We start from the raw sequence: 9377 nt of genomic DNA, 5'->3' as shown, positions 1-9377 counted from the left end.
GCAGAGGATCGCGGCGAGGTGGAACGGCTCGCCCGGACGATACAGGCCGTCACCGACGATGCCGTCGAACTGGCCTGGGTCGACCAGGGCTATACTGGCGAGCGAGCCGCCAACGCCGCAGCCAAACACGGCATCGCACTTGGGGTCGTCAAACTGTCCGAGGCCAAACGCGGCTTCGTCCTCTTGCCACGACGCTGGGTCGTCGAACGCTCATTCGCATGGGCAACCCGCTTCAGGCGTCTCGTTAAAGATTACGAGCGCTACGCGGAAACACTCGCAGGACTTTACGTCGTCGCCTTCGCATGCCTCATGACGAAGCAGGCTGCCGCGCTCGCCCCAGGTTCATAACAGCCTCTAGGAGTCGATCCATGCAGCAGGATGTCGTGACCGTCTGTGTCGATCTGGCGAAGAACGTGTTTCAGGTCCACGTGATTGGTGCTGATGGAAAGGTGTTGGTGCGGCGGCAACTCCGGCGCGGCGAGGTGCTGAAAGTTCTTCTCATCGTTGCCGCCGTGCCTGGTAGGGATGGAGGCATGCGCGTCGGCGCACCATTGGGCCGAGAGCTTTTAGCGCTGGGCCATGATGTCCGACTGATGCCGCCGGCCTATGTGAAGCCATACGTGAAACGCGGGAAGGCCGACGCCGCGAATGCTGAGGCGATCTGCGAGGCTTTAACCCGGCCGACGATGAGGTTCGTGGCGGTGAAGAGCGTCGATCAGCAGGCGGTGCTAATGCTCCACAGGACCCGTGATCTGCTGGTGCGACAGCGAACCGCACTGATCAATGCGCTGCGGGCGCACGTGTCGGAGTACGGGATCGTCACCAGCAGGGGGCCCGGCGGTGTCACCGCGCTCATGAAGCTCCTTCACGAGGGGCAGGAGAAGCCGCCAGCATATGCCCGGTCAGCGCTGCATACCATCGGTACTCAACTGCGATCGCTGGCAAGCGAGGTCGACCGGCTTGAAACACTGATCCTCGCCTGGCACCGTGCCAATGACACCAGCCGCCGGCTTGCGACCATTCCCGGCATCGGTCCGATCACCGCGTCGGCGATCGCCGCGGCTGTACCCGATGCATCGCTATTCCGCTCCGGCCGCCAGTTTGCGACATGGCTAGGCCTTACACCGCGGCCCCATAGCTCCGGCGGAAAGGAGCGGCTTGGCGGCATCAGCAAGCAGGGCGACGGGTACCTCCGTAAGCTGCTGGTCGTCGGCGCGACCGCGGTGATGCGTATGGCGTACAAGGATGCCAGTCGACAGCCGTGGCTAGCGCGACTGCTCGAGCGCAAGCCGGTGAAAATCGCGACCGTCGGGCTCGCCAACAAGACAGCGCGCATCGCTTGGGCGGTGATGGCGCGCAAGGAGGTCTACGCGGCGGCTGCCGCGTGACCGCTGTCCTCGCCGACCGCTGAGCGGCCGGCAGGATGGTGTAAGAACAGCTGAGTGGTGATGACAAACCGGTCAGACCGGGGATCGAACAAACCCAGGGGAGCAGAGCGCTTCGAGCGCGATGACGTGATTAGGGATCCGATCCGCGGACTTCATCAGGGCCAGCAGCCATGCGGTGCTGCACGAACAGGCCGAACACATGGATGCACCCGACCGGTGCTCATCGCCGCACGAAAGCTCTTGCACCGCAGGGGGCGTCCACACATGGCTCAACGACCACATCATTGCAAAGCTACGCTGGTGCAGGGGCCGTCCAACCCATCACGTCAGCAGTCCGGTTCGGCATCTACGGTTGGACACAGCGTGGCAGTCCACCGCGTATCTTAGCCTCCCGCTAGAGCCGTTCGCACCTCACCGGGTATGAAGTTTGAATTTAGGGTCCAAACCCAATCAGCATTTTGAGGAATGATGTTTTTCCTGGTTCACTGGCGCATGGATCAGGAGGAGTGAGGCATGGCGCTGTTCTGGTTGTCGGATGAAGCGTGGGCGGCGATCGAGCCGCATTTGCCGAAGAACCAGCCCGGAGCCCGGCGAGTAGACGACCGGCGGGTCGTCTCCGGGATCGTGCATGTGCTGAAGGTCGGCTGTCGGTGGTGCGACTGCCCGGCCGATTATGGACCATCCACGACGATCTACAACCGGTTCAACCGCTGGTCGCGCCGTGGCTTCTGGCTCAAGTTGCTCGACGCGCTGGTGGATGCTGGCGTGGTCGCGAAGAGTACCGCGATCGACAGCACCTACATCAAGGCGCAACGCGCGGCCTTCGGCGGAAAAGGGGGCGCCAGATCCAGGCGATCGGCCGCTCTCGTGGCGGATGGACGACCAAGATCCATGCGCTCACCGATGTCATCGGTCGTCCCTTTGCGCTCATGCTGACGGCCGGCAATGTCAGCGACGTGAAGGCAGCACCCGCACTTCTCGAACGTGCCGGCCGAATGCGTTACCTGCTGGCGGACAAAGGCTACGATGCCGACCGGCTGCGCCGTTCGCTGCGCGACGCTGGAGCCGTTCCTGTCATCCCCGGTCGACGCAACCGCAAACACACCATCCGCTACGACAAGCCCAGATACCGTGGCCGCCACCTGATCGAGAACGCCTTCTGCCGCCTCAAGGACTTCCGCCGTGTCGCCACCCGCTACGACAAACTCGCCGCCAATTTCCTCTCAGGTGTCGCCGTCGCAACCGCAATCGCCTTCTGGCTCTGATTGAGTCGCAGCCCTAGATAGTCTGCTTCCCAAAACGTGGCCAAAACGTGGTAATGAACAAGCGGCCCAAGTCGGAAAGAGGAAAACGGGTCGCAATCGTCTGATCCTGGCAACCCGATGACACCAGCCCCTCAGGCAGCGGCCGCTTTCAATCTGACCGTGTCTGCCGCTACGTTGAACGGCGCTTGGCTTTGCTCCGCTGCTCGGCCTGGCTTGCGCAAGGGATCAAACCGATGAACTATCTTGCCAAAGCCTTTGCCTTCGCGCTGATCGCCATGCCGGCCGCGGCGCGGCCTGCCGGTCCGACGATCCGTACCGATAACGGTACCGTCAGAGGACAGGTCGCTGGGGGCGTCGAAAGCTGGAAAGGAATTCCCTTCGCCGCCCCGCCGGTTGGCCCACTGCGCTGGCGCGCACCGCAGCCAGCCGCGAAATGGACGGGGGTCCGCGACGCAACCCAATATAGCCCGGATTGCATGCAGAAGCCGTTCCCCAGCGATGCCGCTCCGCTCGGCACCACCCCGGCGGAGGATTGCCTGTACGCCAATGTCTGGCGGCCAGCGGGAGCCAAGAGCAAGCTGCCGGTACTGGTTTGGATCTATGGTGGCGGCTTCGTGAATGGCGGGGCCTCGCCGCCGACCTATGCAGGGGCGAACATGGCCAAGAAGGGCATCGTGTTCGTCAGCTTCAACTACCGCGTCGGCCGCTTCGGCACTTTCGCCCTCCCGCAGCTGACCGCACAGAATGCCGATGGAGGACGCCTGGGCAATTACGGAATCATGGATCAGATTGCGGCGCTGCGATGGGTCAAGCGCAACATCGCGGCATTCGGCGGCGATCCGGCCAATATAACCATTTCTGGTGAAAGCGCGGGCGGTATCTCAGTCCATGCGCTCGTGACCTCGCCCGAGGCGAAAGGGCTTTTCAACAAGGCCGTCGTGATGTCGGGCGGCGACGCGAAGGCGTTCACCGGCAATACCTTGGCGGATGTCGAGACGATCGGCGGCAACTTCGCCCGGACCAAGGGGATTGATCCCGCCGCCCCCGATGCGCTGCAACGCCTGCGCGCGCTATCGGCGGACGACGTGCTCGACGGACTCAACATGGCACAAATGACGGGACGCCCCGGCGCTCCGCCAACCAATTCGGGGCCCTTCGTCGACGGCAAGGTCGTGGTCGACGTTCGCAAGGCGTACGAACAGGATCGTTTCGCCCGGATGCCGATGATGATCGGAGCCACCAGCGCGGATATCGGCGGTAAGAGCGGCTTCATGATCGCGGGCGGGCGCGAGGCATCGGCGATGATCGCAGACAAGGGCGTGCCGGTCTGGGAGTATCGCTTCTCCTATGTCGCCGGCTCCGTTGGGAAGAGCGGCGCCCAGCACGCAACCGACATCCCCTTTTTCTTCGACAATGTTAGCGTCAAGTATGGCGCGCAGACGACGGCGAAGGATGAGGCTGTCGGAGCCGCGATGAGTACCTACCTGGCCAACTTCGTGAAGCACGGCGATCCGAACGGCGGCACGATGGCGCAATGGCCGCGCTATACCCGCGCCAACGACACGCTCGCCGACTTCGCCACCAGCGGCACGGTCGTGGTGCAGCGTGATCCTTGGGGTTCGGAAATCGACCGCCTTTCGCAGGCCTTGGCGGCCGCGAATGCATCAGGCCGCTACACCACGCTGACTACGCCAATTGGTGAGCTGCTCGACAATCCGGCCACCCGCACAGTGCTGGCACGGCGTGTCCCGGCTTTCCTCAAGAACCCCCAGCTCAACATGGCGCGCGGCACGACGCTGTACGGGTTACAGGCCTACCTGCCCGCTCAGTTCACCGACGCATTGCTGGCGGCGATCGACCGCGATCTCGCGAGCGTACCGGTCAAAAAGTAAAGCCTCATACGTAGAGGATTGCCCGATATTGGGGTTGCCAGCCGTGCATTGGCGTTGGCAGCGGCAGCGGGTGTTTTTGATACCCAGCAGCATGCCCCCGACTTTGGTTCACGGTTGATCAGTAGGTCATGGCACCGTCAAGAAATGCCAATATGGAGTCATCCTTTTGCTTGGCTGGACGACCAACGAGGAATCAAGTGAATGAGATTTATCATTACGGCCGGGTTGTTCATGATCGCGACGCCTGCACTTGGGCGCGATGCCGCGGTTGATCTGGTCGACCCGTTGGCTGGGACGCTCGCCGATTTTGGGCAGCTGACGCCCGCCGCCGTAGCACCCTTTGGTATGGTGCAACTTGGCCCCGATACCAATCCTGCTAATCATGCCGGCTATGATTTTGCGGCAGATCGGCTGAACGGCTTTTCCTTTACACGGGGCGTTGGCGTCGGTTGTGGGGGTGGGGGTGGCGACCTGCTCGTGTCGATGCGCTTCGCCGGAGCCAGCGGCCCAGCGCTTATGGACAAGCGCCGCGAGCGTTCTGCTGCAGGCTTTTACAGGATTGTATATGACGGCGCGGTGACGGCGGAGGCTACGGCGACCAGGGGAGCAGGGCTGCTACGTTTCTCGACAAAGCGGGCCGGACGGGTCCAGCTTCGGATCGATGCACGGCACAGTTATGCCAAGCGCGCCTCGGCAACGTGGCGAACCGTAAACAGCGATGACCTTCGTGCCGAAATGGTGGCCGGGACGGTGTGCGACAAAGGTCTATATCGTCTTTTTTCCTCCAGCCGTGTGACGGTGAACGACCGTCCACTTCACCGGAACATGGTCGCGAAGGATGGCGTGGCGACCCTAGACCTGGATCTTGAGCGCGGCGACGTCGTCCAGTTGGCGACCGGTTTGTCGAGCGTCGACGTCGATGGCGCCGCACGCGTTCGCAAAACGGAATTGGGGAGTCGACCTTTCAAGGCGGTCGCGGCTGCCACGCGCGCCGATTGGAACCGCGTCCTCGAACGGGTACGGCCCGAAGGGGGGAGGGCGGAGCGGGCGCTATTCTACACTTCGCTGTTCCGGGTCTTTCAAACGCCCGTCGCGATCGACGATCCGGATGGTCGCCACCGGGAGAATGACGGGTCGATCGCGCGGTCTTCCAAAGGACAGACTCGCTACGCCAGTTGGTCGCTATGGGACAATTATCGCACACAATTGCCGTTGCTGGCCCTGCTGCAACCCGAACGCAGCCAGGATATCGCCCGCTCGCTCGCCGATCTCTATATACGCGGCAAAGCCCAATGGGCGACGATGAACGAGCCATTCCTGACCGTCCGTACGGAACATGCCGGGATTGCGCTGCTCGACATGCGGCGCAAGGGAATTACCGGCTTCGACGCCCCCGGCGCGCTGAAGGCCATGGTGGCCGACAGCGCCACCTTGCAACGCGATACGCCCGACCAGCAGATCGAGGCGGCCTATGACGACTGGGCGACTGCGCAACTAGCGCGCGATCTGGGGGATGAGACGACAGCACACCGCTTTACGGCGCAGGCTATTGGCTATCGCCCGATGTGGCGCTCGGTCTTTGAAAAGCCGGGCGAAGATGGCGACATTGTCAAGGCGCGCGGTCTGTACCAGGGAACCCTGTGGCAATATCGCTGGGCACCGGTCTTCGACCTCGACTGGATGATGGCCACGGTCGGAAATGGTGACTGGCGGGCGCAGTTGCATCGTTTTTTCAATGATGGGCTGTTCAACATGACGAACGAGCCGGACATCCATGTTCCGTGGCTGTTTGCCGCGGCGGGAGAACCGCAGGCGACTGCCGATCTGATCCGCAAGATTTTGACGCAGCCGATGGAGCATCCCTATACCAACGAAGGCAAGCTGGCGCGGCCCTTTGTCGGGTACAGCTTCGCATTGGCGCCGCAAGGGTTCGCCGACGGGATGGACGACGATGCCGGGGCGATGACCGCCTGGTATGTCTTTGCCTCGCTCGGGCTTTATCCGCTCGTACCGGGTGAGCCCTGGTATCAAGTGACGGTCCCGGCATTTTCACGCACGACCATGGATTTGGGGCAGGGACGGCGTGTGACGGTGCGACGGGCAGGGCCGCGTGACGGCAAGATCGTTCAAGTCGACTGGAATGGTCGCGTGCTGACCGACTGGCGGGTCGGCCATGATGCGCTTGTCAAAGGGGGCGTTTTGACCGTCACCACGCAGCCGCACTGATCCAGGTTGGTGCGTAAAATATCTGATTTCACAAATCTGTCGTGAACGAGCGGCATGGGAGCCGCCAATTAATCCGAACGGGGGAAATCATGATATTTGCCAAATCCGCGCTGCTGCGTGCGACCGCGCTGGGTGCGGCACTCGTTGCCGCCCCGCAAATGGCCGACGCACAGACGGCCAACGAGGCGGCGGGCGACGCCGTGCAGGCGGATGCGGCACCGTCGGAGGTTACCGGCGAGGATGTCATCGTTACCGGGTCCGCCCGACGGCAGCGTCGTTTCGACGTGTCCTACGCGGTAAACTCGTTGGGACAGGACGATGTGAAGCGGCTCGCGCCGCTAAATTTCGCCGATCTTCTGGGCAAACTGCCCGGCATTCAGGTCGAGGCGACCGGTGGTGAGGTGCAGAATGTCACGCGCGTGCGCGGTATCCCCACCGATGACGGCTATGCCGTGTTCCAGCAGGACGGCCTGCCGCTGTTCCACGACATCAACGGCAACTTCTTTCGCGGCGACAGCCTCAATCGCTATGACCTGATGACGGAGCGGGTCGAAGTGGTTCGCGGCGGTCCCGCGCCGATCTTCGCCAGCCAGGCTGCGGCAATCGTCAACTCGATCACAGCGACCGGCACCGCAACGACGCGCGGTAAGGTGCAGGTGACGCTGGGGACCACCGACCTTTATCGCCTGGATGCGATGCAGGCGGGGCCGCTCGGCGAGCGGACCTTTTATGCAGTCGGCGGCTATCTGCGACAGGATGGGGGGCAGCGGGACAATGGTTTCCCCAATGATCGCGGGGGTCAGATCCGCGCCAACATCAAGCGCGACCTGGACAATGGTACGCTGAAGATCAGCGTCAATTATCTGAACGATCACAACACCTTCTATCTGCCGATCCCGGTCGCCGATCCACGTGACCCTTCGGTGTCACTCAATCCGTATATCGACTTCTTCCACGGCACGCTGAATTCGCCTGCCTTTCGTGGGGTGACGTTGAAGTACCGTGACTCCGCCGGTGTGGTGCGTAGCGAGACCCGCGATCTGGCCGATGGGCGCCACATGGAATATGGCAATCTCGGGCTGCAATATGACGCCGAGTTCGGCGGCTGGCAGTTTTCGGCCAAGGCCGGGTACACCCAGGGCAAGCTGCGGTTCGATGCGCTGTATTCGACGTCGAACCCGGTCGACGCCAACAGCTTCGCCAATAGCTTCCGGACTGCCGCCACGGCCGCCTTCGGCGCTGTCGCCCGGCTGGGCTATGCGCTGTCGGGTACCAACGGCGCGACGGCCTATGACCCCTATGCGGCATCGGGATTGGTCGTGCAGGGCCAATATCGCGGCGTCGATTCCCGATTCTATTCGGGGCAGGGCGATGTCAGCGTTACGCGCAAGTTCGAGACCGGGTTCGGCAGCCATGATCTACGTCTGGGCGGCTATGCCTCCGCCTATGGGCTGACCAACAAGGCGATCTATCAGGACTATCTGATGGAGGTCCGCGGCCAGCCCCGCACGCTCGACCTCGTCGCCTATTCGGCGACCGGGGCGGTGCTGGGCTCCGTCACGGACAAGGGCGTGCTGCGGTACGGCACGACACTGAACCAGGGTGACGTCGATTCCACGGTGTACGCCGTCTATGCGAACGATACGTGGGAGGTGGCATCCGGCCTGCGGATCGATGGCGGCATTCGCCATGAGTGGTACAATATCAACGGCTATGGCCTGACATCCACCTCGGTCAACCTGGGCGATGCGACGACGCTCGCCGACAACAGCGTGCGCAGCTTCGATGGCGGCCGCCAGACCCGTAAGGACAGTCCGGTCGCGACCAACTGGACGGTCGGCGTTAACTATGACGTCAGCACCCATTTCGGCGGCTATCTCCGCGCATCGCATCTGGAGGTGCCGCCCCAGTCTTCGAGCTATTACAATATCAATCCCGTGCTGGTGAAGACCCAGGCCGATCAGTACGAAGCCGGGCTGAAGGCGTCGTTCGGCCGCAACTACTTGTACATGACCGGCTTCTATACGAAGTTCGACCCATTCAACGCGTCGTTCGTGGCATTCAATCCGACGACCGGTCGCAACGACCAGGCGGTGCCTTTCATCGGGCAGGCCGAGGTGAAGGGCGTCGAGGTCGACGGCACGCTGGCACCGGTGCCATGGTTCTTCGTATCGGGGTCGTTCACCTATCAGGAGCCGAAGTACCGGAACCTCCAGAACAGCTCGGGTGCCGATCCCTCGGCGGTCAACGGCAAGCAGATCATCCGCGAACCCAAGGTCTTCGGGAATATCCGCCCGACCTTCGCCTTCGATGCCGGTGGGGACCAGGTTGAGGTCTATGGCCGCTACGAGTTCGTCGGGCGTCGCTATGTCGACCTGTTCAACAATACCGGTCTACCCGCCTACAACACCTTCGGTCTGGGTGCGACCCTGACCCATGGTGGGTTCCAGTTCCAGGTCGTCGGCGACAACATCTTCAACAATAAAGGCCTGACCGAGGGTAATCCGCGGACCGACCAGCTTGACGGACAGACGTCGCGCGATGCGATCTATGGCCGCCCGATCTTTGGCCGCAGCGTGCGGTTCGTCGTCAGCAAGGCTTGGTAA

At 62.6% G+C, this 9377-nt stretch carries 6 protein-coding genes; all 6 read left to right on the top strand.

Features of this window, described 5'->3' with window-relative positions:
• On the top strand, positions 1–348 hold a 348-nt coding region (locus GGQ89_RS17860), incomplete at its 5' end, for a transposase (protein WP_184106672.1).
• Positions 349–368: 20 nt separating this feature from the next.
• Positions 369–1388, top strand: coding sequence for an IS110 family RNA-guided transposase (locus GGQ89_RS17855; RefSeq protein ID WP_240456291.1), 1020 nt, complete (start codon positions 369–371; stop codon positions 1386–1388).
• 513 nt (positions 1389–1901) lie between these two features.
• A protein-coding gene (locus tag GGQ89_RS17850; protein WP_420854035.1) for an IS5 family transposase occupies positions 1902–2653 on the top strand; the annotation gives its coding sequence in 2 pieces (ribosomal slippage) (positions 1902–2228 and positions 2231–2653; 750 coding nt in all).
• 233 nt (positions 2654–2886) lie between these two features.
• The gene (locus GGQ89_RS17845; protein ID WP_184106670.1) at positions 2887–4545 is read left to right on the top strand and encodes a carboxylesterase family protein; all 1659 of its coding nucleotides are present in this window, start codon (positions 2887–2889) and stop codon (positions 4543–4545) included.
• 231 nt (positions 4546–4776) lie between these two features.
• Positions 4777–6771 (top strand): glycoside hydrolase domain-containing protein, encoded by a 1995-nt coding sequence (locus GGQ89_RS17840; RefSeq protein WP_184106669.1) that lies wholly within the window; start codon positions 4777–4779, stop codon positions 6769–6771.
• Positions 6772–6860: 89 nt separating this feature from the next.
• The gene (locus GGQ89_RS17835; protein WP_240456290.1) at positions 6861–9377 is read left to right on the top strand and encodes a TonB-dependent receptor; all 2517 of its coding nucleotides are present in this window, start codon (positions 6861–6863) and stop codon (positions 9375–9377) included.

It is taken from the genome of Sphingomonas yabuuchiae, assembly GCF_014199595.1.
Taxonomy (GTDB): domain Bacteria; phylum Pseudomonadota; class Alphaproteobacteria; order Sphingomonadales; family Sphingomonadaceae; genus Sphingomonas; species Sphingomonas yabuuchiae.
Note: the sequence above shows the minus strand (reverse complement) of the source record. Positions and strands in the feature narration are given on the sequence as shown.